A 24,852-nucleotide genomic window follows, 5' to 3' on the forward strand; every position below is an offset into this window, starting at 1 on the left:
ATGTCTGGGAACAAAATAATTAAAATAAATTTTATTAAATTTATTTTTCTCACAACAACAACAACTATGATGTCATCTAAAACAATTGCGGACACAAAAAAAGCTCAACTCTCCGAAAAAATGGATATCGAAATATATTATGAAACATCAAGTGGTTTATCCGGGTTAACAAATAATGGATATTATAATTTCAATACAGGTGACGATGTTACTTTCTACTTAACTGAAAACAAAAAAATAGAGATATTAAAGCTAAATAAAAAACTATCAAATTCAAAAAACACAAACTTTAAAGAAGTGGTTTTTCAACCATTAGATAAAACGCTAACAAATTACGTTGTACAAAAAGCAGATAAAAATGGTGATTTATGTTTTTATGATGTTTCTCAATATTCTACTGAAAATTACACAGGGCCAATTGGTGAAACGTATTACAAAGTAACTACTAAAGGGATTTATGAGTACCCTAGCATAGGTGACGATTTTACGAATTGTGAGCGCAAACCTAGCACCAAAAAAAATGTAAGCTTTGAGCCAATCGACGATTTTTCTCGTTTTGAAGGCGGAATTCTCGGCTGTGCATTAAATGGCTGCTCTATTAAAGACCTTAATGGATACTCTTTGACTGCTTATGCCGTAGAGAATAAAGGTAATGAAAAATATCGAAGTGTCGCAATGCATTATGATCAAGATAGTAAAATCTTGGTCGAAAAGAGTAAGGGCATAGGAAAGCAAGATGGAATATCTCATTTGAATTTAGCTGAATACCTCTGGTTAACGCCTTTAAAAGAAGATATAGATAGCTTAAAATTTAACGGATTATGGCGCTATAGAGAGATAGGACAAGAAGAAATTAAAACTGGTTGCATCTTAATAAAAGGTGATCAAATTTTTGAGTCTAATAAAACAAAATCTAACTGCATAAAGTCAGTTGAAAGCTATAAAATAGATGTTTCATCGAAATATATTGATATGTGGTGGCTTAAAAATAAAGGGGCAACAGCAACAATTGCTCAAGTTAATGCCGCAGTAAAATATAAAGATCAAAACAATATAGTACAATATACTGAATGGGAGTACTTCCCCATTTCTGATGATTTAGAGAGTGCTCCTCTTTATAAATACTCATACAATCCAAATGAAATAAAAAACAAGAAAAAAGAAATATTTTCTATAACCACATTCGAGAGAGTCAAATAAGCATTGGAATATAATACTAATCTATATATTTTATTTGGTGAAAAAAACAAAAATGCCGAAAAGGTTTTATATACTTTTGTTTACCAAAGATTAAAAGACATTGCTCGTGTTCAAAAGCAACGCCATCCTAATTCTTCGAAAGACATCATAGAAGATCAGGAAAAAACTACGGCTTTAGTTCACGAAGCATATCTTAAGATGACTCATTTTCCTCGTGAAGAATTAAATAGTAAACGAGATTTTTACCTAGCTATTGCCACCTTGATCAATCAAGTTTTATCGGATATATCGAGAAAGAAAACAGCAAAAAAAAGAGATAGTACAGTTGGTGTATTTAATAGTGCTACTAACGATGAATTATCTTTTATGGAAGTAAGCCTTTCTATTGAAAAGTTACTCTTGAAATTAGAGTCAAACTATTCAAGGCAGGTTGAAATCTTCAAACTAAAGCAGTTAGTAGGCTTGTCTACTAAAGAGCTGACTGAGTTATATAAATGTAGCGATAGCTTAATCGAGAAAGACCTCCTCTTTGTACGTAGGTGGTTAAAATCAAAGTTACACACAAGTTCTCACAACGAATTTGAGACCACAAGTCATATGTAAAGAAGCTAGGAATGTATATCAAAAAATAAACTTGTCACTAAAACGCTGACCTCTCAAGTTTTCTATCAGTAACGAACTACAAATTTCAAAGTCCGCTGCTGTCTAAACCCAATGTTGCCATAACTAAAATTCCTCTTTCATAGCTAAGAGAAGAAGCTCTAAATGCACAACCCCTCTTAGACATATCTTGTCTTGAGGTAAGCACGAAGAAATTAGGAAACCGAATCGATGAACCGTTTTTAGACAAAACAGTTAATTTTTTTGAAAGATGAAATTTAGACGCTCGAAAGAACCCTCATAAACAGTTTTTTAGGAGGTGTCCCAATTTTGTCCCATAAGAAAAAATGAGTTGCATCGCCCAAAAGAAATTCTAAGTAGAAACTCTCTAAAACCCAGCAAATACGTGGGTTACAGAGTTAGTGACCATTATTAAAATGGTACGCCCGAGAGGATTTGAACCTCCGACCTTCGCCTCCGGAGGGCGACGCTCTATCCAGCTGAGCTACGGGCGCATGACTTGTTGCGTGGCATTAATACTTTTGCAAGATGCAAAGTAAACCAGAACAAATTGGAGTGCGTATTCTAAAGGAAATCCCTCAGGATTCCAGTGCTTAAAGCAATAAAGAACAGATATAAGCTGTTTTTTATTGCTTTGCTATCACTCGGGTTTCTCGTTAGCTGCTTACACTGCCAACAGTTAACCTATAAGAGAAAAAACTTAGCCTATTTTATGCAACTCAGCCACACTAAAATCAGCAATAATGTCTTTAGTCGATTCCAAAAAGGTATTGATATGGGTTGTTTTCATGTGATCTTGCCAAGTATCGTAACCGCTCCAACGTTCAAAGTAGACAAACGCCTCGGCGTTATTGTTGTCTTGATGCAGATCGTATTGCAAACAACCTGCTTCAACACGAGTTGGTACAAGTAAAGCTTCTAGAGCAGTTTTTAACTCTGCACTTTTGCCAGGATGGGCTTTAATATTGGCGACGAGAACGAGTTCGGTGGTCATGTTTTTTCCTTGTCTTATTAATATGTTACAAAAATAAAGTAGAAGTAAAATACAAAGCGGAATAAAAAATTACGCGATGGAAAACACGTCTTTGTGTTTTAATCACTGTATCGTTTTTGACTCTTCATCGCTAAGGATTCATTGTGACTTTTTCTATCGCGATTTTTACACAACGCATCGTTATTCTTGGTTTCGCCAGCCTTGCTCTTGCGCTTTCTTCTGTTGCACATGCCGCTCGTTCTGGCGAAACTCTTTACAACAGCTATTGCATTGCTTGTCACATGAATGGCGTTGCTGGCGCTCCGAAGTTTGGTAATAAAGCGGATTGGCAACCACGCGTTGAAAAAGGCATAGACACTTTATTAAAAGATGCGACAAATGGTTTTAAAGCCATGCCACCAAAAGGTTTATGCTTCGATTGCAGTGAAAATGAGCTACGTGGTGCGATTCAATACATGATCGACAATAGCTCAAGCAACTAGCTGTTTAACTACTTAGCCATTTAACATGGCTTTTAAGGCAGATAATGAAGCTTGGCCGCGTTCTTTTTTAGTGCTTTCCCCTTCGTCGCTGCGGCCTTCCCATACAAGATCTTCTTCCGGTAGTTCATCCAAGAATCGACTCGGCATACAGTCAATTTCTTCACCGTATTGGCGACGCTTTGCAGCTAAGGTAATGCATAAGGTTTTTTTCGCCCGAGTGATGCCAACGTAAGCCAGACGACGCTCTTCTTCGATGTCATCGTTTTCTATGCTGTTTCTATGCGGTAACAGTTCTTCTTCACAACCGATCAAAAACACATGTGGATACTCCAAACCTTTGGAGGCATGAAGCGTCAGTAACTGCACCTTGTCTTCATCTTCCTCTTCTTCTTGGCGTTCCAGCATATCGATTAATAGCAACTTGCTAATCGCTTGATCCAAGCCTGCAGTTTCGTCTTCTTCCCAAGCAGATTCCATCATGCGCTGAATAGAATCGAGTAAGAAACGCACGTTTTCGATGCGTCGATCGCCTGCTTTATTGGAAGATGTTTGCTCTTGAATCCAGCCGTAATAATCCATGTCATGAATCATTTGCTCGATCACGGGCACTGGCGATGCGCCTTCTAAACGCTGTCGCAAGTTGGACATCCAGCGCTCAAAGTCCTGCAAACTTTTTAATGAGCGCCCAGTAACGGTGTCTTCCAGCTCTTTATAACCTGATGCTTCAAACAAACTCACGCCGCGCTCAGTGGCAAGATTCCCCACTTTTTCAAGCGTGGCTGGTCCAATCTCTCGACGCGGCAAGTTAACGATGCGTAGGAAAGCGTTGTCGTCGGAAGGGTTTACCAAAAGACGCAGATAGCTCATTAGATCTTTGATTTCGGCCCGTGAGAAAAACGAAGTGCCACCGTTCATCTTGTAAGGAATACGGTAAGCTTGCAGCTTGATTTCTAACAAGCGTGCTTGGTGGTTACCACGATACAAGATGGCAAAATCTCGATAGGGAATTTCATGACGTAAATGGCGTGATTGAATTTCCGCCGCCACACGTTCAGATTCAGCGTCTTCATTACGGGTCACCATGACACGAATCGGGTCACCCTCTTCGTGATCACTCCACAAGGCTTTATCGTAAATATGCGGATTGTTCGCTATCAGCGTATTGGCCGCTTTCAGGATGGTTTTAGTCGAACGGTAGTTTTGCTCCAACTTAACCAATTTTAAGCTCGGGTAATCGACAGATAAACGCTCAAGGTTTTCAGGACGTGCGCCACGCCACGCATAAATAGATTGGTCATCATCGCCTACTAGAGTGAAACAACGACGAAATCCAGCTAACAAACGAATCAATTCATACTGGCTGGCATTGGTGTCTTGGCACTCATCCACCAGCAAGTAACGGACTTTGTTCTGCCAACGATCGCGCAGCTCTGTATCGGCCATTAATAAACTAACAGGCAATAAAATTAAATCATCGAAATCCACCGCGTTATAAGCGCGCAAATAACGCTGATATTGCACATACACTTGAGCCGCTAGCAGAAACTCTTCGGTGTCCGCATTGGTCATGGCTTCTTGTGGCGTAGTTAGATCGTTTTTCCAGTTGGAAACCGTATTTTGACAGTAAGCGGCAGAGTCAGTTTGACCGTTAAACTCTTTATCGAGGATTTCTTTGATCAGACTAAGGGAGTCTTGAGAATCAAAAAGGGTGAAGCCTTCTTTTAAGCCCGCGCGACGATACTCTTTACGAAGAATCCGTAGACCTAAATTGTGGAAAGTCGAAATACTCAAACCTCGACTTTCTTGTTTAGACAACATACCGACAACACGTTCTTTCATTTCTCGCGCAGCTTTATTGGTAAAGGTTACCGCGATAATGCTGTTAGCTTTGAAGCCACATGTTTGAATCAGATAGGCAATTTTTGTGGTAATTACGCTGGTTTTTCCCGATCCAGCACCCGCCAATACTAGCAAAGGTCCATCGATCTGTTTGACGGCATCTAGCTGACGCTCATTCAGATTACGAAGACGATGAGATATGGATGGCATGGACTGACTCATGGAAAAACTCTGGCTCGTATGGCTATTAAAAATCAGCCGTAAGTGTAACCGACAATGAAGCTTCTCGCACTGAGAGAAAAATCATAAGAGCAAAAATCAACAGGCATAAAAAAGGGATGCACAAATGGCATCCCTTTTTTAACGCTAACGAAATGTCTTATTTAGACGTTTCTTCGCTGTTATTTTCAGCAACAGGTCGACGGCTCCAATAGCTCGCCAACAAGGAACCTGAAATATTGTGCCAAACACTGAAAATAGTTCCAGGTAAAGCCGCCATTGGCGTGAAGAATTTCACCGCTAGCGCTGCGGCTAGACCAGAGTTCTGCAGACCGACTTCGAAGGCAATAGTACGACAAACACGCGCATCAAAACCAAGCAAGTAAGTCACCCAGTAACCCAAGGTCAAACCAATCGCATTATGGATAATTACGGCTGCTGCAACGACAAGCCCAACCTGAACGATCTTAGATGCGCTCAATGCCACAACAATGGCAATAATCAGTACAATGGCAAACATCGAAATATAAGGAAAAATCGGTTCAGCCTTGCGGACAAACTTCGAGAAAAAAGTATTAATCAATACACCCGCAGCAACAGGTAATAATACAATTTTAAGTAAGCTAAGCAACATACCAGCCACTGGCACATCAACACTTTGACCAATCATTAGAGACACTAAAAATGGTGTCAGTATCACGCCAAGCAAAGTCGAAATAGCCGTCATAGATATTGACAGCGCCGTATCGCCTTTTGCTAAATAACACATAACATTTGATGACGTACCACCAGCTACACTGCCTACTAACAACATGCCAACGGTTAGCTCAGTATCAAAACCAAATGCAAAGGCAACACAGAATGCGGCAATCGGCATGACTAAAAATTGCAATAACACACCCACGCCAACTGCTTTACCATTCTTCAAAACTTGTTTGAAGTCTGCTGGGCTTAAGGTCAATCCCATCGCTAACATAATGATGGTCAATAATGGAACAATTTGTGTTTTTAAACCGACAAATATATCCGGTTGAAAAAAGGCAATTGCTGACAGCAACAATGCCCAAAAAGGGAACAGCTGGATAACCATAGGACAAAACTCCACATAGGCTACTTACCTTCGTCGCCAATAAATCGACAAACTTGAGCACGCAACGACTATTTAATTATTATTAGTCCCGAAAACGGGAGGAGAATTGTAACGAAATGAAAAGAGTTAAAACAGCTTTTATCTTGCATTTAGAAGAGTAAAAAAGCTTGCACTACACCGTATTGAAGACATACTTAAGCCTTCAATACAGCAGAAAAAAATTTACTATTACAAACCTTCACATGACGTTTTTAAGCGGCATTTCTTAAATGTTTATTTTAAATAATATGTTTAAGAAGATACCGCCATCGATAAGGTTTTTTCCATTTTTCGATAACTTAATGATTCCATTAAATGCGCCCTGGTTACTGGAGAATTGTTTAAATCTGCCAAGGTGAGTGCCACTTTTAAGACTCGATGGTAAGCACGAGCTGAGAGTTTTAACTTTTCCAGTGCTTGCTGCATAAATTGTTTATCTTCTTCACTTAACGCACAAATAGCCTCTAACTGTCGACCGCTTAGCAAAGCATTTTGTACTCCTTGTCGAGCTCTCTGCCTTGCGACCGCAAGCTCCACGCGCTCACGAACATAAGCACTGCACTCTCCTTCTTCTTGTGCATTCACTAAAACATCAGAAGGCAAAGGCGGCACTTCTACATGCAAATCAATGCGATCTAAAAAGGGTGCAGAGAGTTTTTTGAGGTATTTTTGGCTAGCGCTGGATTGATAATAATCTTGTCCACCACTGTAGGCTTCATTACTGGCGTTCATTGCTGCAACCAATTGGAAGCGAGCAGGAAAGGTAACTTGTCCACGTGCACGTGAAATATGTACCTCACCACTTTCTAAGGGCTCGCGCAGCACTTCTAACACCTTACGGTCAAATTCTGGCAATTCATCAAGAAAGAGCACTCCACAATGCGCCAAAGATGCCTCACCTGGCTTAGGTATTGAACCGCCTCCAACCAATGCAGCAGCTGAACAAGAGTGATGTGGAGATCGAAAGGGACGTTCGGACCAATACCAGTCTAGCCCCATTTTTCGCCCAGCCACCGATTGAACAGACGCTACAGCCAGCGCTTCGGCTTCTGTCATGGCGGGCATAATACTTGGTAAACGTGACGCCAACATGGTTTTCCCCGTTCCTGCAGGACCAATAAATAATAAGTTATGCCCACCCGCTGCTGCGACTTCTAGCGCTCTACGAGCCTGATATTGACCTTTTACATCGCGCATGTCTTTATGATCCAAAGGCAAAGGCTCAGACGGTTTAGATTCACAAACAGGTAACTTACTTAATTTTAGTAGATGGGCTGTCACTTGAGTAAGATGTTTGGCAAACACTGCGTCGCCTTCAACTAAAGCAGCTTCTTGCTGATTGTCTTCGGGAAGAATCAGTTGGCGATTAGCATGGTGACAAGCAATAGCAGACGGCAGCAACCCTGGCACACCACGAATATCCCCCGACAAAGCCAACTCCCCTATAAACTCAGTGTCACGAAGATTCAACTCTCCGAGTTGCCCAGACGCGACTAACACACTGATAGCAATCGCCAAATCGTATCGGCCACCCTCTTTGGGTAAATCCGCTGGAGCTAAGTTGATGGTGACGCGCCGGGTAGGAAATTCAAAATGGCTGTTGATAATTGCACTGCGTACTCGATCTTTCGCTTCTCGAACAGCGGCTTCAGGCAAGCCCACTATATTTAGTGAAGGCAATCCATTTGAAATATGGGTTTCGACGGTAACTAAAGGGGAAGACACACCCACACGGGCACGACTATAAATAGTGGCTAAACTCATGATCACTCCTTGACCAAATTATTTCTTTATGATGCTTTATCGCATGAAAAGCAATCCAGCTTTTCACTTGTTTCGTATAGGTAATACCTATTAACTAAGGTTAAAAAATGGCTTTCAACCAAATAAATCCCAACAAACTTCTGCTGTCGAAATGGACGTCCACATCGCCACAACAAAAAGAGAAGCATTTCATCGTCACAAAACTGATTCGAGATGAAGAAAACACGGTTGTGGAATGTGTTCTTGAGGCTGTTATCAATAAAAATCAGTATTGCTTGCCTTGGCAAACTCTGACGTCACCAGATAATTGGCTTCAAGGTTGGAAATAGCCAATCTTAACCATTTCCATATCAAGCGATTACTTATATCAGACTACTGTCCATATCAAACCACTGTAAGAAAACGAGTTAGTCGTTTTTTTCTAACTCGTTCAAACGTACTTCCAATGCAGCGAGCTTTTCACGGTACTTGGCTAGCATTGCCGCTTGCACTTCAAACTCTTCACGGGTGACTAAATCCATTTTACTTAACGTATTACGAGCCACCTCGTGCAATTGCGCCTGAATTTCTTCTTTTGGCAACTTACCCAATGTTTCTGCGGCTTGGCCTAGTCCAGTTCCAAGTTGCTTTATAAATTGATCAATCATGTCATTCTCATTTTTTGTATTTACAATACTTAATAGTATAGAAGCCTAAGTAAGGTGCAAACAAGCTCTCGGCTGCACATCTTTATATCAATGCTCCGTTATAAACACCTAACGTCATTAAATTGCCTCTTTTTTGTGCGCCAAATAAAATATTGCGGGCTTTAATCAAAACAAATCCTCTAAATAAGGCACGCATTACACTTTTAGCCAAATGTTTGTTTTCTGATCAGAAGCAATAAGATAGGGATCTCGCCCAACAACACCACTCGGATCAATTGCCCACTCGCACCAAGTTAATGCAATAACCAATGCAGACACACCAATATGCCGCACTAAATAAAGCCATCTGATGCTCTTTTTAATTCCGAAAAGTCGACAAAATCCTTACAAAGCCATTGTTATAAGGGCGTGTCCATATATGGCACGCATATTGAATAAGGTTAATTACCTGCGATACGACAATAAAACTGACTTTTAAAGGAGACAGTGGGTATGAAGCTTATAACTGCCATCATCAAGCCATTTAAACTCGATGATGTTCGAGAAGCACTTTCTGAAATCGGAGTTCAAGGCATCACCGTAACAGAAGTGAAAGGTTTCGGACGTCAAAAAGGCCACACAGAACTATACCGCGGCGCTGAATATGTAGTGGATTTTTTACCTAAGGTAAAAATCGAACTTGCCATTGCAGACGAAATGACCGACCAAGTGGTTGAAGCCATCACTGGCGCAGCAAACACTGGCAAAATCGGCGACGGTAAGATCTTTATCGTTAACCTTGAACAAGCGGTTCGTATTCGTACCGGCGAGACTGGTGTAGAAGCAGTTTAATAACTGCTCGATTTATACAAGCCTTTAGGGGGGCGAAACATGCAAGATCAAATTTTTCACTTACAATATGCGATGGACACCTTTTATTTCTTGGTGTGTGGCGCGCTGGTCATGTGGATGGCAGCTGGATTTGCCATGTTGGAAGCAGGTCTAGTACGTGCTAAAAACACCACTGAAATTCTTACCAAGAACGTGGCTTTGTTTGCCATTTCTTGCATCATGTATCTAGTTTGCGGTTACGCCATCATGTACGGTGGCGAGTGGTTCCTTACTGGTATTCAAGACGTTGATGTTGCTTCTACTTTAACGGACTTTGCTGGTCGTGAAGGTGGATTTGAAGGCGGCGCAATCTACTCTGGTGCTTCTGATTTCTTCTTCCAAGTTGTGTTCGTTGCAACAGCTATGTCCATCGTATCTGGCGCAGTTGCTGAACGTATGAAGCTTTGGGCTTTCTTAGTGTTTGCAATCGTAATGACAGGTTTCATTTACCCAATGGAAGGTAACTGGACTTGGGGTGGCGGTTCTGTATTCGGTATGTTTAGCCTTGGCGACCTAGGTTTCACTGACTTTGCAGGCTCCGGTATCGTTCACATGGCAGGTGCTTCGGCTGCTCTAGCTGGTGTATTGGTACTCGGCGCTCGTAAAGGCAAGTACGGTCCTAACGGTGAAGTTCGTGCTATTCCTGGTGCTAACCTTCCACTAGCAACTCTAGGTACTTTGATCCTTTGGTTGGGTTGGTTCGGATTCAACGGCGGCTCTGTACTAAAACTTGGCGATATCGCTAGTGCTAACTCTGTTGCCATGGTGTTCTTAAACACAAATGCAGCTGCAGCTGGTGGCGCAATCGGTGCACTTATCCTTGCTCGAATTTTATTCGGCAAAGCCGATCTAACAATGCTTCTAAACGGCGTACTTGCTGGTTTGGTAGCAATCACTGCGGGTCCTGATACACCATCTGCTCTAGGTGCGACGCTTATCGGTCTTGTTGGTGGTTTGATTGTTGTTGTGTCTATCCTGACTCTAGACAAGCTTAAAATTGATGATCCAGTGGGCGCGATCTCTGTTCACGGTGTTGTTGGTCTTTGGGGCTTGCTAGCTGTACCACTAACTAATGATGGCACGACGTTCGGCGGACAAATCGCAGGCGCTCTTACTATCTTCGTTTGGGTATTCGTTTCTAGCCTAGTGGTTTGGTTAATCATCAAAGCCATCATGGGTGTACGAGTTACTGAAGAAGAGGAATATGAAGGTGTTGACCTTTCTGAATGTGGTATGGAAGCGTACCCAGAGTTCAGCAAAAAATAATCGCCCTTCCTAAAAAGATAGTGTTCTTAATATCAAAACCCTCGCCTCGGCGGGGGTTTTCTTTTTATCTCCCTTATTGAGTTAGCGTTATACACCCTTATGACATACTGATCTCTTACTTACTCACACCGATACGCGTTATCATGAGCAATACATAAGACCGATTTATAGAGGCCAACATGCACGACGATTTACATTTAACCATTCGTAACCTTACCAACGACGACTACGACGAAATAAAAGTACTGATGGATAAGGTCTATCACGACATTGGTGGCTCATGGCCGGAACATACTATTCATAAGCTGATCAAGGATTTTCCTGAAGGACAAATCTGTTTAGAAGATCACGGCAAAATTGTCGGTTTAGCCTTGTCTGTTCAAGTTAGCTATCAGCGTTTTAGTAACCCGCATACTTATGATGATCTTATCGATCAAAAAGAAAACATTCTGAACGATGACCGTGGCGACGCCATGTATGGTCTAGATGTTTTAATCGCCCCAGAATACCGTGGCTACCGTCTTGGTCGTCGTTTATACGAAGCAAGAAAAGACCTTTGTCGTCAACATAACTTGCGCGCTATTTTGGCTGGTGGCCGAATTCCAAGTTACCACGAACATGCCCATGAAATGAGCGCGGCGGAATACTTAGAATCCGTTCGCGAGCGTAAAATTTACGACCCGATTCTGACTTTCCAATTGTCTAACGATTTCCAAGTGACTCGTTTGCTAAAACGCTACATGCCTGAAGATGAAAAATCTCAAGGCTACGCAACCTTGTTGGAATGGAAAAACATCTTCTTCGAACCTGATACCAACGTGATTCGTTCACGTAAAACCCAAGTTCGTATCGGTGCGATTCAGTGGCAAATGCGTGAAGTAGAAAGCGTTGACGAGCTGTTGAAGCAAGTCGAATACTTTATCGACGCGGTATCCGATTATAAAAGTGACTTTGTTTTATTCCCTGAATTCTTCAATGCGCCACTGATTGGACTAAGTCCTGACCAAAGCAATCAAACCGAAGCTATCCGCTTTTTGGCGAGCTTCACTGAACGCTTTATCAACGAAATGTCCCAGTTCGCGGTCAGCTATAACATCAACGTCATCACTGGCTCCATGCCAGTAATTGAAGACGAGACTGTTTATAACGTCAGTTACCTGTGTCGTCGTGACGGTACAGTGGAAGAGCAAAAGAAAATCCACATCACGCCCCATGAACGCCGTGACTGGGTTATTGAAGGTGGCAACGATTTACGCGTCTTCAATACCGATGCTGGCCGAGTGGGCATCTTGATTTGTTACGATGTGGAATTCCCTGAATTGGGTCGTCTACTTGCAGAGCAAGACATGGACATTTTGTTTGTACCATTCTGGACAGATACCAAAAACGGTTACTTGCGCGTACGTCGTTGTGCTCAAGCGCGCGCCATTGAAAACGAATGTTATGTGGTTATTTGTGGTAGCTGTGGCAACCTTCCTCAGGTAGAAAACCTAGACATTCAGTATGCGCAAAGCTCGGTATTTTCGCCTTCTGATTTCTCTTACCCACATGATGCAGTGATGGCAGAAACCACGCCAAACACTGAAATGATCATGTTCTCAGATTTGGACTTAGATAAGCTCAAATTGACTCGCAGCGAAGGTTCGGTGAACAACCTAAAAGACCGTCGTACCGATCTTTACTCAGTGAATTGGAAAAAATCGAAATAAGCGAAACCGCTTTTTCCTGTGATAACATGGACGTTATCACAACAGCTTAATTTCATTTTGTAAGACTGTTCAAAGGCGCTGATAGCGCCCTTTTTATGACAAAAAGAGACTCTCATGGCCAAAGCAAAAACCGCCTTTGTATGCAATGAATGCGGAGCCGACTACGCAAAATGGCAAGGACAATGCCAAGCCTGCAGTGCGTGGAATTCACTATCCGAAATTCGCCTTACTTCTAGCAAAACCTCTGCTCGCGTTTCCGCCAGCCAAGATCCACGTTATCAAGGTTACGCTGGCGCAGTAACTGGCATCCAAAACTTATCCGATGTTGATTTGGGTGATGTACCTCGCTTTAGCTCTGGTGCGAACGAATTCGACCGAGTATTGGGCGGCGGATTGGTTCCCGGTGGCGTGGTGCTGATTGGTGGGCATCCAGGAGCAGGTAAAAGTACCTTATTGCTGCAAACCATGTGCTGGCTCGCGCAACAACAAACCGCTTTGTACGTAACAGGGGAAGAATCCCTTCAACAAGTTGCCATGCGAGCACAACGCCTTGGGCTGCCAACACAAAACCTAAAAATGTTGTCAGAAACCAATGTGGAAGCGATTTTAAACATCGCTCAACAAGTCAAACCCAAAGTCATGGTTATCGACTCGATCCAAGTGATGCATTTAGATGGTGTGGAATCCGCACCCGGCAGCGTATCGCAGGTTCGAGAAAGTGCCGCTGTTTTAACGCGTTTTGCTAAGCAAACTCAAACTGCGGTATTGCTTGTCGGGCACGTTACTAAAGATGGTTCTTTGGCTGGGCCAAAAGTACTTGAACACATGGTAGATTGTTCTGTATTGCTGGAAGGTTCAGAAGACTCGCGCTTTCGTACCCTTCGCGGCATGAAAAACCGCTTTGGTGCCGTGAATGAGCTTGGCGTTTTCGCTATGCTCGAAAATGGCTTAAAAGAAGTCAAAAACCCAAGTTCTATTTTCTTAAACCGCAGTAATCATCCCGCGGCTGGTAGCCTTGTGATGGTTGTTTGGGAGGGAACGCGCCCGTTATTGGTTGAGCTCCAAGCACTGGTCGATGATTCAGCTTTAGGCAATCCAAGACGCGTCACGGTGGGCTTTGATCATAATCGTTTAGCCATGCTATTGGCGGTGTTACACAAGCACGGTGGTTTACTAACATCAGATCAAGATGTCTATCTAAACGTGGTTGGCGGTGTGAAAGTTTTGGAAACCAGCGCGGATCTTGCCGCTATCGCAGCGGTAGTCTCTAGTTTCCGCGATAGAGCATTACCACATGATTTAGTGGTACTTGGAGAAGTCGGTTTATCGGGTGAAATTCGCCCTGTGCCATCAGGACAAGAACGTATTAGTGAAGCGGCGAAACATGGTTTTACCAGAGCGGTGGTACCAAAAGCTAACTGCCCCAAAAAGCCCATTGAAGGCATGAAAGTCATTGGGGTTGAACGTTTATCGGAAGCGCTAGACGCGATTTTTGAGAATTAATTGACCGATTAACGGCCCGAATGGGTGGTTAATCATTTGTTAGTTCAAACAGATCTGTAATCTGTTCATCTTCCATACCATATGGAAGCGCCTTGGCGGAATCGGCTTCCAATCTTTCTTGGCGAGCTTTCAACAAGCGCGCACGACGTTGCTGGCACAAATCCAACACATGATGCCGCGCTTCATTGGACAAGGAAAACCAATGAAAGCGCTCTTCCCTACTGCGTAAGCAGCCTTTACAGAATCCCTTTGCACTGTTTTCACACACGCCTCGGCAAGGGCTTTCTATGGCAAACAGTTCTATTTGTTCCATAATGCCCCCTTAAGACGTTAATGTAATTCGACGTTATTCTGTTGCTAGCTGAAAATCGTACACTTCTTCTGGTGATAAAAAGTACACCCTATCCGCTGGAGCTGCATCCAAAGAAAACCAATAAAATCTCTCTGTCACACCCATTTCTAAATAAAAATTAACATACGCCGCATGCACAGGATCGGTAACGCTCAAGCTCTTAGCTACTACTCTCGTGCCATCTGACCATGAATGAACGCCAACACCAGCGCCAGCCCCAATACTTCGTGTTACACCACCTAAGAATAGATCAACACCACCAGAAAGCACGTAACCCGTCGGCGCTATGTGAGTTTTCAAGCCAAGTCGACGGATCAAACGTGCACCTTCCATTGTTGCTTGCTGATCAACAGAACCTGGCACATCAACTAAAACGAGATCCGTGACATTAGGATTTTTACGCACCATATCGCTTAGCTGCTTTACGAGGTCTACGCCCAAGACACCAGATAAATAAGCCGAGTTTCCTTCGACTTCAATGGTCAGCTCAGCACTTGATTGAACGCTTTCTTTTTTTTCAGGTGACAAGGCACAACCCGATATTAAAACGCTCAGCAAAACAGGTAGCCACTTAGCACTATGTAAAAAAGATATCTTGGTATTCATATTGGTCCTAGCGAAAAGAAAAGTGTCAATTCATAACAAGCCTTCGCTGCTACTTTATATTGCCAACCAATACGAGGGAAGTGTATCAAGAAGTTTTTATGCTTACATTTCTCGCATATAAAAAATGGCCGCTTATCTTTCGACAAACAGCCATTAAATAACTCAAATCTTTTATAGGTTTAATCCCTATGAAGGAAAAGAAAAACTCTTCCCTTCACGAACGCCAGCTGAAGGCCAACGCTGAGTAATGGTTTTGCGCTTGGTGTAAAAACGCACTGCATCCGGACCGTAAGCATGTAGATCACCGAACAAAGAACGCTTCCAACCACCAAAACTGTGATACGCCACAGGCACTGGTAAAGGCACGTTAATGCCAACCATGCCCACTTCAATATTATCCGAGAAATAACGCGCCGCTTCGCCATCACGAGTAAAGATACAAGTGCCGTTGCCGTATTCGTGGTCATTAATCAGCGTCATGGCCTCTTCCATAGTATCGACTCTAACCACTTGCAGCACAGGACCAAAAATCTCTTGTTGGTAGCTTTCCATGTCTTTGGTCACGCCATCAATAAGCGTCGCACCAACAAAGAAACCATTTTCATAACCTGAAACATTAGGGTGACGACCATCAACAACAATCGTCGCACCTTGTGATTCAGCGCTATCAATAAAACCAACCACTTTGTCTTTATGCTCTTTAGTGATAACTGGACCAAAGTCATTGGTTTTATCTGAACATTCACCCACTTTAAGAGGCTTCATGGCTTCGGCCATTTTGCTAACCAAAGCATCACCAGCGGCTTTACCAACCGCAACTGCTACTGACAAGGCCATGCAACGCTCGCCAGAGGAGCCAAAAGCTGCACCAAGTAACTGGCTGACAACGTTATCCATATCCGCATCCGGCATGACAATAGCATGATTTTTCGCGCCGCCTAAAGCCTGGCATCGTTTGCCGTTTGCGCTAGCTTTGCTATAAATGTATTCGGCAATCGGCGTGGAACCGACAAAGCTCACGGCTTTTACTCGCTTATCTTCCAATAAGGTATCAACAGCCACTTTATCGCCATTTACCACATTAAATACACCAGCAGGCAAACCAGCCTCATGCAATAGTTCCGCGATAAACAATGCGGTACTTGGATCGCGTTCAGACGGTTTCAAGACAAACGTATTACCGCATACAATCGCCATCGGAAACATCCACAGTGGTACCATCGCAGGGAAGTTAAAGGGCGTAATACCGGCCACCACACCTAACGGTTGGAACTCACTCCAAGAATCGATATTTGGACCAACATTTTTACTGTACTCACCTTTCAACAATTCTGGTGCACCACAGGCGTACTCAACGTTTTCAATTCCGCGCTGTAATTCACCCGCAGCGTCATGGCAAATTTTTCCATGCTCAGCACCGATGAGTTCACAAATTTTATCGGAATGTTTTTCTAATAAGGCTTTGTAATTAAACATAATGCGCGCACGCTTTAATGGCGGAGTATTGCGCCATTCTGGATACGCAGCTTGAGCGGCTGAAATCGCTTCTTCTACCGTTTCACGAGAAGCAATGGCAACTTTTTTTGCCACCTTGCCAGTTGCTGGATTAAACACATCTTGAGTACGTTCGGCTTGCTCTGAATGTTTACCGCCGATCAAGTGTCCGATGATTTCCATGAGTACTCCATATAGTCATTATAAAAGGGTTATTGGCATCATTACGACAGAGTAAAAGCCACACTGATGACAAACATTGACTCTACTATGACAAGAGGAATAGATTATAAAAAGTCGAATCTATTAACGCTTAGTTAATCTTTTACTTAACTAAGATCTCTAGGGCAGAATAAATAATGAATCAATTTCAAAGCCAGGTAAGCGATGCTGATCTTCGTATCTTACGAATCTACCGAACAGTGGTGGAATGTGGCGGATTTTCCGCTGCCGAAGTTGAGTTAAATATCAGTCGCGCCGCGATCAGTATTGCCATATCTGATTTAGAAACACGTTTAGGCTTTCGCTTATGTCAACGTGGCCGCTCAGGTTTTTCGCTAACCAATGAAGGTAGCAAAGTATACGACTTCACCTTACAACTATTGTCATCCATCGAAGATTTCAGAACCAACATCAATGCGCTTCATCAACATTTGAAAGGTGAATTAAACATTGGCATTACCGATAATCTTGTGACCCTGCCACATACACGTATTACAAGAGCTTTAGCAGGACTAAAAGACAAAGGCCCGCAAGTTGCTATCAATATTCGGATGATTCCACCCACGGATGTAGAACGAGGTGTGTTAGATGGGCGCTTGCATGTTGGCATAGTGCCAGACCTAAAAATACTCAGCGGTTTAGATTATCACCATCTATACGAAGAAGAATCCAAACTTTATTGCAGCGATACTCATCCATTATTTTCGGTCACAGATGGCAAAATATCCAAAAACAAACTCAAAGACTTTGACGCAGTACTTCCTGCTTATGCGCAAACACCTGAAATAAAAGCCCAACACCAACCTCTTACCGCAAGTGCTACCGCGACTGACCGAGAAGGGATTGCCTTCCTTATTTTGACAGGACGTTATATTGGTTTTTTACCCGACCATGTAGCAGAACATTGGATTCGTGACGGCCGCATGCGTGCCATTCTTCCCGATGAATGCCATTACATCACCCAGTTTTCAGCAATCACTCGAAAAGGTGCTCGTGCCAATCTCATTCTGGAAACATTTTTAGATGAGTTAGAAAAAACCCAATAAAACATAACCTATAAGACAGATATCTAACATAGGGAATATCTTTCATATATATTTAAAAGTTTATATCCTAACTCCAGAGATATAAAATACATTCATCTAAGTATTTCCTATATTTTTACGGAGTAATCAATGAATTCCCAAAAACGTATTAATACGATTATTGGTTTAACGTTAGCAGCATCTCTGCTGCTAACTGGCTGTTCATCGAACGAAGATGAATCAGCTGTAGAAAAAGAAATTGTGCGACCAGTAAAATTAATTACCATTGAGGCAACAGATTCAATAAACATTCGTCGCTTTCCTGCAGAATTAAAAGCCAGTGAAGAAGCAGATATTGCCTTCCGCGTTGGTGGACAATTAATGAAAGTAAATGTTGTCGCTGGTCAACGGGTCAATAAAGGCGAACTTCTAGCTTTACTGGATCCAACTGATTTCAAACTTGAAGTAGAGCTTGCTGAAGCAAACCAAAGTCTTGCCGAGGCACAGTTTAAGCGTATTCAGGCAATATTTAAGCAAAATGCTACAACTAAATCTGAGTATGACTCAAGTAAAGCAACATTGGATCAAACTAATAACGCCCTACAATCTGCTAAAAACCAACTTCAATACACTAAGGTTTACGCACCATTTAAAGGAGTCATTTCCTCTGTTTCGACAGAAAACTTCCAATACATCAGCGCTGCTGCACCTATTATGCACATACAAAACATTGATGATTTAGATGTTGAGTTTCAAGTTCCAGAAAGCCTAGTGGTCAGTATTAAATCAACACAGTCAGACTACCAACCAAATGTCGTTGTTGACGTCGCTCCAAACGAAGTATTGTCAGGAATATACAAAGAACACAATACAACGCCTGATCAAACAACGATGGCTTATGATGTGTCATTGAGTTTGATCCGTAATGGTGAGTCAAAACATACTTTATTACCAGGCATGACAGCAAACGTCGACATCGATTTAAGTCGCCTTTTAGGCATTACAAGACATATTGTTATCCCTGTTGAAGCGGTTATGCGCCACGAAAATACTGACACAGGCAAATCCGAAAGCACGGTTTGGGTTTTCAATAAAGACACTAGCAAAGTGAATACACGTGTAGTGAGACTAGGATCCTTACAAGGTAATCAAATTGAAATCACTTCCGGGCTTGAAGCGGGAGACCAAGTCGTTGCCGCTGGCGTAAACAGTCTCACTGAGTCAATGCATGTTCGCCCTTGGACACGTGAGCGAGGTCTATAATGGATATTGCTGCTTATTTCATTCAACGCAAAGTAACAAGCTGGATGGTGACTCTGATCCTATTGATCGGTGGTACCCTTGCGTTTACCAGTCTTGGTCAATTAGAAGACCCTGAATTTACTATCAAGGATGCGTTGATCATCACTCAATACCCTGGTGCATCTCCAGAACAGGTAGAAGAGGAAGTGACCTACCCTATTGAAACGGAACTACAGAACTTACCTTATGTTGATAAAATTACATCGACCTCAAAAGCAGGCTATTCAAAAGTTCAGCTAACCATTAAAGACTCCTATCGTGCTAAAGAACTAAAGCAGATATGGGACGAAGTGCGTAAGAAAATTAGAGATATTCAGGGCAGCTTCCCAAGCGGCGTAGCAACACCAATGGTGCTAGACGACTATGGTGATGTTTACGGCGTAATGCTGGCAATCACTGGCGAAGGTTATCCATATAAAGACCTTAAAAATTACGTTGATTACATCAAGCGTGAATTAGTATTGGTTGATGGTGTGGCGAAAGTGACTGTTGCTGCAGAACAAGATGAGCAAGTCACCATTGAAATTTCTCGTTCTAAAATGGCCAATATGGGCATCGCACCAAGCCAATTAGAAGACTTATTATCGAACCAAAACAGTGTATCAAACGCTGGACGCGTAAAAGTTGGCAGCGAGTATATTCGCATTAGCCCGACTGGTGAATTCAAAGACATATCTGAGCTTGAGAACCTTATTGTCGGTACTCCATCGGATGGAAACTTAATTCGTCTACGTGATATCGCTACCGTTAAACGTGAATATGTTGAGCCACAAACTCAAATAGTTGATTTCAATGGGGCTAAATCACTCCTGCTCGGTATCTCCTTCTCATCAGATGTAAACGTGGTGAAAATTGGCGAAGCTTTAGAGAACCGTATTGAAGAACTACAGTATCAACAACCTGTTGGTCTAAACATGGAACCAATTTACTTCCAGTCGAAAGAAGTGGATCGTTCTGTATCGAACTTTTTGCTCAACTTGGTTGAAGCCGTTGGTATCGTTATCCTAGTTCTTTTGGTTTTCATGGGTATTCGTTCCGGTGTTTTGATTGGTATCATTCTATTGCTTACCATTCTTGGTACCTTCATTGTGATGGATTACTTCCATATCAACTTACAACGAATTTCCTTAGGTGGTTTGATAATCGCCCTCGGGATGCTAGTAGACAATGCCATCGTAGTGACCGAAGGGGTGCTAATTGGCATGCAAAGAGGCATGACCAAATTGCAAGCGGCCAGCGCTGTGGTAAAACAAACTAAATGGCCGCTTTTAGGTGCAACCGTCATTGCGGTTACCGCTTTTGCACCGATTGGTTTATCACCTGATGCTGTTGGTGAATTCGTTGGTTCGCTGTTCTATGTTTTGTTGATTTCTCTGCTATTAAGCTGGATCACAGCTATTACACTGACGCCTTTTTTCTGTGATTTATTCTTCAAAGAAACAATCCAAAAAGCCAACAATGAAGACGGTTCAGCAGAAGAGCTAGTCGACCCTTACAAAGGTTTTATCTTTACTGGTTATAAATGGTTGCTAGATAAAGCTATGCACTACCGCTGGGTAACGGTCATTCTTTTAATTGGTAGCTTATTTACTGCAGGTTGGGCTTTCCAATTTGTAAAACAATCTTTTTTCCCACCTTCGACAACCGCAATGTTTTATATGGACATTCAGATGCCGGAAGGAACCCACATTGATAGCACTTACGAAACCGTAAAACAGATTGAAAGTGATCTGTTGAAAGACGATCGTATTAACAATGTAACGTCAACAACAGGCCAAGGTGCTTTGCGTTTCATGTTGACCTACACAGCGGAACAAACTAACTCAAGTTACGCTCAGTTCATTATTCGTACCAAAAATGCTGACGTAATTCCTAGCTTACTCAAAGACTTGTATTACAAAATGCAGGAAGAGTATCCGGAGCTGGAAGTAAAACTACAACGCCTACAATTAGGGCCATCTAGTGGTGCTAAACTGGAAGCTCGTATTAGTGGTCCAGATCCTAAATTTTTGCGTCAAGTAAGTGCACAAATCCAAGAGATTTATCGCGCTGACGGTGGACTTGAAAATATCAAAGACAACTGGCGCCAGCCTGTTAAGGTACTTCGCCCAATCTTTAATGATGCTCAAGCTCGACGCCTAGGTATCAGTAAAGCTGAATTAGACGACGTTTTGTTGACTAACTTTACTGGATCTCAAATTGGTTTGTATCGTGAAGGTACAGATTTGTTACCTATCGTGCGAACAGCGCCTGAAAATGAACGCGTTTCTATCGATCAAATTCGCGATTTACAAATTTATAGCCCTGCGTCAGGATCTTATGTGACCCTTTCTACGTTGGTGTCTGGATTTGAAACCGTGTGGGAAGATCCAATTATTGAACGTCGAGATCGTAAACGTACTATTACGGTGATGGCTGACCCTAAAATTTTAGGTGATGAAACCGCAATGGCGATCTTCTCTCGTACACATGGTGCAATCGAAGCTATTCATTTACCACCTGGTTACGTATTAGATTGGGGCGGAGAATACGAAAGCAGTACCGATGCTCAAGCTAACATATTCAAGGCTTTGCCTATGGGCTACCTGTTTATGTTTATCATCACCATATTACTGTTTAACTCAATTCGTGTGCCACTAACCATTTGGTTCTGTGTGCCACTAGCATTGATTGGGGTTTCTACCGGCTTACTGGTGATGAACTCAGCATTCAGTTTTATGGCTTTGCTTGGTTTCTTGAGTTTGTCAGGTATGACGGTGAAAAATGGTATCGTATTAGCGGACCAAATAAACTATGAACTTGAGCAAGGCACAGAGAAGTATGAAGCGATATTCATCTCTGCTGTAAGCCGTGTCCGTCCAGTTTGTATGGCCGCTATCACGACCATTCTTGGTATGGTGCCATTACTTTACGATGCGTTTTTTGAAGGCATGGCCGTGGTCATTTCCTTTGGCTTAGGCTTCGCGACAATACTGACACTGATCGCTGTACCTGTGTTTTACACTATATTATTCCGAGTCAAATATCGTCATCACGAAGATTTTGAATAATACCGCTTAACATTACCTTTAAATAATAACTAACCATTGTATTTAGAGGACGGAGCCTTATCGAATAGATAAGGCTCCTGCTTTCTAATCTAAAAATACTATTGAGAAGATCATGCATCTAGACGACATCTTAAAACTAGATATTAAGCTACTCGTCGCTTTCGTCACTATTATGGAAGAAGGCAGTGTTTCACGCGCCGCAGAAAGACTTGGAGTGACACAGCCAGCACTGAGCAAGAGCTTGCAACGCTTAAGAGAATTATTTAAAGACTCGCTTTTCACTCGCCAAGCTTATGGTCTTAGCCCAACAGCGCGAGCCTCGGAATTACACGATTTAATTCAGCCAATTTTAAACTCTCTTTCTGAATTAATGAGCCCGAACTCACTAGATTTAAAAAACCTAGATCGACGTTTCAAGCTACGTGTAGATGAAGGAGATTTAGAAAATTTTATTGAGCCATTATTAGCGTCATTACAATATCAGGCACCAGGCATGCGATTAGCCATAAGTTCATGGGGAGATTCCCACCTAGATGAACTAGTTTCAGGCAATGTAGATCTTGGGATTATGCGCATCAACGATACGCCCGGTAATGTTCGCAGCAAGCTAATAGGCTACATGGAAGCTTGTATTATATTAAGTGAAGCGCATCCGCTTTATCACAAAGAAGAGTTGACGGTAACAGAGCTGTTATCCCACAAAGTGGTCACCCATCACTTGCGTAACAACCGACACAGCACTTTTTCTAAAACTGAGCAAAAGCTAAAACAACAAGGTCATTGCATTCAACCAGATTTGGAAACAGACAGTTTGATGGTCGCTATGCAAGCGGTAAAAAGAGGAATGGCGCTCGTCACTTCTCGCTCAATCGGCGATTTGTTCTTACAGGTAATGTGCGAAAAAGCGCACTTTTATCCCGTGAAATTATTGCCAATTCCAAAAGAAGTATTGGAGCTCGATGAATATAGTGGTCGACACCCTATCCATATTTTTTGGCATGAACGCTTCAATAATGACCTTGCCCATCGTTGGCTGAGAGAACAGATCATTTACTTTATGCGTGAATCTCCCTGGATGCATCCACCAGTTTGATGCATCCACATTCTAGTAGAATTATCCCGCGTCGCGCTCCGATCTAACCCAATCAAAGCGCGGGATTCTTTCACCATTTATTTCAACAGACTCTTGAAACATACTTAGCGGTCTTGCCCACCAGCCGAATTCTCCATATAAAGCCTGATAAATAACTAACTCTTCCTCAGTTTCGCTGTGTTTTGCCACTCGCTCAACCCAGTACAGCGCCCCTTTATAATGTTGATAAACGCCCGCTTTCATATTTAAAACCTCTATACTTTTTAAAAATCGACCATAATTAGCCAATATCTAGAAAAACTTGTCGCTAATGCGAAAGTTACTCTCTTACACGTACTATAGAACTCAGCAATAATACTTACATATTATCGCCCTAACCCATTTTCAGGAATTTTCTATGTATCTAGTACGTCCAGTAGATTTTGCCGATCTTCCTGCGCTGGAACGCCTTGCTCAACAGGCGGGTATTGGTATTACAAACTTCCCCGCAAACAGAGAACGCCTCAACGACAAAATCGCGTCTTCTCGTCGTTCTTTTCAAACTGATGTCGTACAGCCAGGCGACGAATCCTACTTGTTTGTGTTGGTGGATACCAGCAATGAACAGATTGTTGGTTGTTGTGGCATCGATGCCATGGTGGGAGTCGATACACCGTTTTACAGCTATCGCATTGATGAAGTGGTTCATGCGTCGCCACAGTTGCAAATTCACAATCGAATTCCTGCACTCTTCTTATGCCATGACTATAGCGGAACCAGCCGACTTATTGCCTTAGTGGTCGACAAGGCGCACCAGAACCCCCTTGCTATGTCTTTGTTATCCAGAGCACGCCTACTCTTTATTGCTCGTTATCCAGAGCGTTTTACTAAGCGTTTATTTGCAGAATTGCGCGGCGAAAGTGACAAACACGGCTACTCTGCTTTTTGGGACGCCTTGGGAAAACACTTTTTTACCATGGACTTCAAGAAAGCCGACTATCTTTCAGGTGTCAGCAATAAAAATTTTATCGCAGAATTAATGCCTCGCTACCCGATTTATGTTCCGACCTTGCCAGAAGCCGCACAAGAAGCAATTGGTGTAGTGCATGAAAACTCAGGGCAAAGTGCAGACATTTTATTAGATGAAGGTTTTGAGTTCCGTGGCTATGTGGACATATTTGATGCCGGCCCTAGTATCGAAGCAAGAACAGAAAGCCTGCACACCATTACCAACCAGAAAACAGACAAGGCACTGACGCTAACAGAAACCTCAAAAGGCGCTATCCATCTTATATCTGCAGGCCATTTAGAGAATTTCAGAGTGACTGCCGCACCTGCTGAGCCGCAAGTAGCAGGATTAGCATTAGAAAAATCGACCCAAGAAAGGCTAGGCATTTCATCCGGAAAGCGTATCCAGTGGGTTGCTCTATAAACAATAATAACGATCTGCATGATCTTAATAACCGTCAAAAGCAGCTTAATTAAA

At 42.5% G+C, this 24,852-nt stretch carries 23 protein-coding genes and 1 tRNA gene; 13 read left to right on the forward strand and 11 right to left on the reverse strand.

Going from position 1 to position 24,852, the window contains the following annotated elements:
* Nucleotides 1-1,200 (forward strand): hypothetical protein, encoded by a 1,200-nt coding sequence (locus tag TY87_RS19085; RefSeq protein ID WP_100188279.1) that lies wholly within the window; start codon nt 1-3, stop codon nt 1,198-1,200.
* A 3-nt stretch (nt 1,201-1,203) separates the two neighbouring features.
* Nucleotides 1,204-1,803, forward strand: coding sequence for an ECF-type sigma factor (locus tag TY87_RS19090; protein WP_100188280.1), 600 nt, complete (start codon nt 1,204-1,206; stop codon nt 1,801-1,803).
* 435 nt (nt 1,804-2,238) lie between these two features.
* On the opposite strand, the gene TY87_RS19095 is transcribed toward TY87_RS19090, so the two are convergent.
* Both TY87_RS19095 and TY87_RS19100 read right to left on the reverse strand, forming a co-directional pair.
* Nucleotides 2,239-2,315: transfer RNA gene (locus TY87_RS19095), tRNA-Arg, on the reverse strand.
* A 206-nt stretch (nt 2,316-2,521) separates the two neighbouring features.
* Entirely contained in the window at nt 2,522-2,815 is a 294-nt protein-coding gene (locus tag TY87_RS19100; protein WP_100188281.1) for a putative quinol monooxygenase, read from the reverse strand.
* Between the two features lie 143 nt (nt 2,816-2,958).
* On the opposite strand from TY87_RS19100, the gene TY87_RS19105 reads away from it, so the two are divergent.
* Nucleotides 2,959-3,297 carry a c-type cytochrome gene (locus TY87_RS19105; RefSeq protein WP_072840630.1) on the forward strand — a complete coding sequence of 113 codons (339 nt, stop codon included), beginning with the start codon at nt 2,959-2,961 and terminating at the stop codon, nt 3,295-3,297.
* A gap of 12 nt (nt 3,298-3,309) precedes the next feature.
* On the opposite strand, the gene rep is transcribed toward TY87_RS19105, so the two are convergent.
* The 3 genes from rep to TY87_RS19120 all read right to left on the reverse strand — a co-directional run bounded on the left by rep (nt 3,310) and on the right by TY87_RS19120 (nt 8,248).
* Nucleotides 3,310-5,358, reverse strand: coding sequence for a DNA helicase Rep (gene rep / locus TY87_RS19110; RefSeq protein ID WP_100188282.1), 2,049 nt, complete (start codon nt 5,356-5,358; stop codon nt 3,310-3,312).
* 157 nt (nt 5,359-5,515) lie between these two features.
* A complete protein-coding gene (locus TY87_RS19115; protein ID WP_100188283.1) occupies nt 5,516-6,445 on the reverse strand; it encodes a bile acid:sodium symporter family protein in 930 nt (309 codons plus the stop codon).
* 291 nt (nt 6,446-6,736) lie between these two features.
* Nucleotides 6,737-8,248: a YifB family Mg chelatase-like AAA ATPase gene (locus TY87_RS19120; protein ID WP_100188284.1), complete on the reverse strand. Its 1,512-nt coding sequence runs from the start codon at nt 8,246-8,248 to the stop codon at nt 6,737-6,739.
* A gap of 107 nt (nt 8,249-8,355) precedes the next feature.
* On the opposite strand from TY87_RS19120, the gene TY87_RS19125 reads away from it, so the two are divergent.
* Nucleotides 8,356-8,577, forward strand: a complete 222-nt coding sequence (locus tag TY87_RS19125; RefSeq protein ID WP_100188285.1) for a TIGR02450 family Trp-rich protein — start codon at nt 8,356-8,358, stop codon at nt 8,575-8,577.
* A gap of 78 nt (nt 8,578-8,655) precedes the next feature.
* Here TY87_RS19125 and TY87_RS19130 read toward each other — a convergent pair whose 3' ends face one another.
* Both TY87_RS19130 and TY87_RS22525 read right to left on the reverse strand, forming a co-directional pair.
* Nucleotides 8,656-8,895 carry an accessory factor UbiK family protein gene (locus TY87_RS19130; RefSeq protein ID WP_072840635.1) on the reverse strand — a complete coding sequence of 80 codons (240 nt, stop codon included), beginning with the start codon at nt 8,893-8,895 and terminating at the stop codon, nt 8,656-8,658.
* 195 nt (nt 8,896-9,090) lie between these two features.
* Complete coding sequence (locus TY87_RS22525; RefSeq protein WP_157789924.1) at nt 9,091-9,228, reverse strand: hypothetical protein; 138 nt, start codon at nt 9,226-9,228, stop codon at nt 9,091-9,093.
* A 159-nt stretch (nt 9,229-9,387) separates the two neighbouring features.
* On the opposite strand from TY87_RS22525, the gene glnK reads away from it, so the two are divergent.
* The 4 genes from glnK (at nt 9,388) to radA (ending at nt 14,243) form a co-directional block, all read left to right on the forward strand.
* On the forward strand, nt 9,388-9,726 hold the full coding sequence (gene glnK / locus TY87_RS19135; protein WP_012071322.1) for a P-II family nitrogen regulator: 339 nt from the start codon (nt 9,388-9,390) through the stop codon (nt 9,724-9,726).
* 39 nt (nt 9,727-9,765) lie between these two features.
* Nucleotides 9,766-11,031, forward strand: coding sequence for an ammonium transporter (locus tag TY87_RS19140; protein WP_100188286.1), 1,266 nt, complete (start codon nt 9,766-9,768; stop codon nt 11,029-11,031).
* 179 nt (nt 11,032-11,210) lie between these two features.
* A complete protein-coding gene (locus TY87_RS19145; RefSeq protein WP_100188287.1) occupies nt 11,211-12,740 on the forward strand; it encodes a carbon-nitrogen hydrolase family protein in 1,530 nt (509 codons plus the stop codon).
* Between the two features lie 114 nt (nt 12,741-12,854).
* Nucleotides 12,855-14,243, forward strand: a complete 1,389-nt coding sequence (gene radA / locus TY87_RS19150; RefSeq protein ID WP_100188288.1) for a DNA repair protein RadA — start codon at nt 12,855-12,857, stop codon at nt 14,241-14,243.
* A 28-nt stretch (nt 14,244-14,271) separates the two neighbouring features.
* On the opposite strand, the gene TY87_RS19155 is transcribed toward radA, so the two are convergent.
* From TY87_RS19155 to TY87_RS19165, 3 genes are all read right to left on the reverse strand, one after another.
* Nucleotides 14,272-14,556: a DUF1289 domain-containing protein gene (locus TY87_RS19155; RefSeq protein ID WP_100188289.1), complete on the reverse strand. Its 285-nt coding sequence runs from the start codon at nt 14,554-14,556 to the stop codon at nt 14,272-14,274.
* Between the two features lie 33 nt (nt 14,557-14,589).
* A complete protein-coding gene (locus TY87_RS19160; RefSeq protein ID WP_100188290.1) occupies nt 14,590-15,201 on the reverse strand; it encodes a COG3904 family protein in 612 nt (203 codons plus the stop codon).
* A 186-nt stretch (nt 15,202-15,387) separates the two neighbouring features.
* Nucleotides 15,388-16,878: a CoA-acylating methylmalonate-semialdehyde dehydrogenase gene (locus TY87_RS19165; protein ID WP_100188291.1), complete on the reverse strand. Its 1,491-nt coding sequence runs from the start codon at nt 16,876-16,878 to the stop codon at nt 15,388-15,390.
* A 176-nt stretch (nt 16,879-17,054) separates the two neighbouring features.
* Between TY87_RS19165 and TY87_RS19170 the strand changes: the two genes are divergently transcribed.
* The 4 genes from TY87_RS19170 to TY87_RS19185 all read left to right on the forward strand — a co-directional run bounded on the left by TY87_RS19170 (nt 17,055) and on the right by TY87_RS19185 (nt 23,387).
* Entirely contained in the window at nt 17,055-17,963 is a 909-nt protein-coding gene (locus TY87_RS19170) for a LysR family transcriptional regulator (protein ID WP_100188292.1), read from the forward strand.
* 129 nt (nt 17,964-18,092) lie between these two features.
* Nucleotides 18,093-19,205, forward strand: coding sequence for an efflux RND transporter periplasmic adaptor subunit (locus tag TY87_RS19175; RefSeq protein WP_100188293.1), 1,113 nt, complete (start codon nt 18,093-18,095; stop codon nt 19,203-19,205).
* Nucleotides 19,205-22,294, forward strand: coding sequence for an efflux RND transporter permease subunit (locus TY87_RS19180; RefSeq protein ID WP_100188294.1), 3,090 nt, complete (start codon nt 19,205-19,207; stop codon nt 22,292-22,294). Before TY87_RS19175 ends, TY87_RS19180 begins: the two co-directional genes overlap by 1 nt.
* Before the next feature lie 112 nt (nt 22,295-22,406).
* The gene (locus TY87_RS19185; RefSeq protein ID WP_100188295.1) at nt 22,407-23,387 is read left to right on the forward strand and encodes a LysR family transcriptional regulator; all 981 of its coding nucleotides are present in this window, start codon (nt 22,407-22,409) and stop codon (nt 23,385-23,387) included.
* A 21-nt stretch (nt 23,388-23,408) separates the two neighbouring features.
* Here the strand turns inward: TY87_RS19185 and TY87_RS19190 are convergent, their stop codons facing one another.
* Nucleotides 23,409-23,630 (reverse strand): DUF1653 domain-containing protein, encoded by a 222-nt coding sequence (locus TY87_RS19190; protein ID WP_072840646.1) that lies wholly within the window; start codon nt 23,628-23,630, stop codon nt 23,409-23,411.
* A gap of 154 nt (nt 23,631-23,784) precedes the next feature.
* On the opposite strand from TY87_RS19190, the gene TY87_RS19195 reads away from it, so the two are divergent.
* On the forward strand, nt 23,785-24,798 hold the full coding sequence (locus tag TY87_RS19195) for an arginine N-succinyltransferase (RefSeq protein WP_100188296.1): 1,014 nt from the start codon (nt 23,785-23,787) through the stop codon (nt 24,796-24,798).
* Nucleotides 24,799-24,852: the final 54 nt, after the last annotated feature.

Source organism: Marinomonas sp. BSi20584 (genome assembly GCF_002792415.1).
Taxonomy (GTDB): Bacteria; Pseudomonadota; Gammaproteobacteria; order Pseudomonadales; family Marinomonadaceae; genus Marinomonas; species Marinomonas polaris.

Excerpts from the sequence above, each read along its gene's own strand:
- TY87_RS19085 (WP_100188279.1), top strand. The coding sequence starts at position 1 with ATGTCTGGGAACAAAATAATTAAAATAAATTTTATTAAATTTATTTTT.
- TY87_RS19100 (WP_100188281.1), bottom strand. The coding sequence starts at position 2,815 with ATGACCACCGAACTCGTTCTCGTCGCCAATATTAAAGCCCATCCTGGC.
- rep (WP_100188282.1), bottom strand. The coding sequence starts at position 5,358 with ATGAGTCAGTCCATGCCATCCATATCTCATCGTCTTCGTAATCTGAAT.
- TY87_RS19115 (WP_100188283.1), bottom strand. The coding sequence starts at position 6,445 with ATGGTTATCCAGCTGTTCCCTTTTTGGGCATTGTTGCTGTCAGCAATT.
- TY87_RS19120 (WP_100188284.1), bottom strand. The coding sequence starts at position 8,248 with ATGAGTTTAGCCACTATTTATAGTCGTGCCCGTGTGGGTGTGTCTTCC.
- TY87_RS19125 (WP_100188285.1), top strand. The coding sequence starts at position 8,356 with ATGGCTTTCAACCAAATAAATCCCAACAAACTTCTGCTGTCGAAATGG.
- TY87_RS19130 (WP_072840635.1), bottom strand. The coding sequence starts at position 8,895 with ATGATTGATCAATTTATAAAGCAACTTGGAACTGGACTAGGCCAAGCC.
- glnK (WP_012071322.1), top strand. The coding sequence starts at position 9,388 with ATGAAGCTTATAACTGCCATCATCAAGCCATTTAAACTCGATGATGTT.
- TY87_RS19140 (WP_100188286.1), top strand. The coding sequence starts at position 9,766 with ATGCAAGATCAAATTTTTCACTTACAATATGCGATGGACACCTTTTAT.
- TY87_RS19145 (WP_100188287.1), top strand. The coding sequence starts at position 11,211 with ATGCACGACGATTTACATTTAACCATTCGTAACCTTACCAACGACGAC.
- radA (WP_100188288.1), top strand. The coding sequence starts at position 12,855 with ATGGCCAAAGCAAAAACCGCCTTTGTATGCAATGAATGCGGAGCCGAC.
- TY87_RS19155 (WP_100188289.1), bottom strand. The coding sequence starts at position 14,556 with ATGGAACAAATAGAACTGTTTGCCATAGAAAGCCCTTGCCGAGGCGTG.
- TY87_RS19160 (WP_100188290.1), bottom strand. The coding sequence starts at position 15,201 with ATGAATACCAAGATATCTTTTTTACATAGTGCTAAGTGGCTACCTGTT.
- TY87_RS19165 (WP_100188291.1), bottom strand. The coding sequence starts at position 16,878 with ATGGAAATCATCGGACACTTGATCGGCGGTAAACATTCAGAGCAAGCC.
- TY87_RS19170 (WP_100188292.1), top strand. The coding sequence starts at position 17,055 with ATGAATCAATTTCAAAGCCAGGTAAGCGATGCTGATCTTCGTATCTTA.
- TY87_RS19175 (WP_100188293.1), top strand. The coding sequence starts at position 18,093 with ATGAATTCCCAAAAACGTATTAATACGATTATTGGTTTAACGTTAGCA.
- TY87_RS19180 (WP_100188294.1), top strand. The coding sequence starts at position 19,205 with ATGGATATTGCTGCTTATTTCATTCAACGCAAAGTAACAAGCTGGATG.
- TY87_RS19185 (WP_100188295.1), top strand. The coding sequence starts at position 22,407 with ATGCATCTAGACGACATCTTAAAACTAGATATTAAGCTACTCGTCGCT.
- TY87_RS19190 (WP_072840646.1), bottom strand. The coding sequence starts at position 23,630 with ATGAAAGCGGGCGTTTATCAACATTATAAAGGGGCGCTGTACTGGGTT.
- TY87_RS19195 (WP_100188296.1), top strand. The coding sequence starts at position 23,785 with ATGTATCTAGTACGTCCAGTAGATTTTGCCGATCTTCCTGCGCTGGAA.